Consider the following 874-nt stretch of genomic DNA (forward strand, 5'->3'; position numbering starts at 1 on the left):
GCATCATGGATAATTTGCAGGAAATCGTATTTCAAACGAATGCAAAAGGCGAAATTATATATTTAAACCAAGCGTGGGCATCAATAACCGGCTTTTCAATCAGTGAATGTATGGGAACAATGTATAACGATTACTTCATAAAAGAAAAGCACGTAGCCGACCACATTAACACCCAAATCCAAAACAAAGCGTCTTCTGGCATGTTTACGGCAAAATACGTGACAAAAAACGGCACGATTTTTTGGGGAGAAGTTCATTATAAACTTTACTATGACCGGGATGACCAATTTACAGGCAGCTTGGGTACAATGTCAGATATCACTGAGCGGAAAGAGGCTGAAGATGAGCTCATTGAGATTAATGAACGGCTGGCGAGGGAATCCCAGAAACTATCAATCACAAGTGAACTTGCCGCAGGTATTGCTCATGAGGTCAGAAACCCTTTAACATCTGTCAGCGGTTTCCTCCAGATTATGAAAACACAATATCCGGACAGAAAAGACTATTTTGACATCATCTTTTCAGAGATTAAAAGAATCGATTTAGTGCTCAGCGAGCTGCTGCTGCTTGCAAAACCGCAGGCAATCACATTTAAAACACACCAGCTTAATGAGATCCTGAAACAAGTCACGACATTGCTTGATACCAATGCAATTCTGTCCAATATCGTCATAGAGAAAAATTTCAAAGAGACAGATGGCTGTATGATTAATGGAGACGAAAATCAGCTGAAGCAGGTCTTTATCAACATCATTAAAAACGGAATTGAGGCAATGCCAAAGGGCGGTGTCGTAACCATTTCAACTGATAAAACCGCCTCTCATGCAGTGATAAGCGTAAAGGATGAAGGAAACGGCATGCCGCAGGAAAAGCT

General features: G+C 41.0%; 1 protein-coding gene. It reads left to right on the forward strand.

Annotated features, from left to right (window positions below; translation table 11 throughout):
* On the forward strand, positions 1 to 874 hold an 874-nt coding region (kinC, locus tag ACWHAR_RS24825), incomplete at both ends, for a two-component sensor histidine kinase KinC (RefSeq protein ID WP_452088150.1).

This window comes from Bacillus sp. LR--39 (assembly GCF_053613335.1).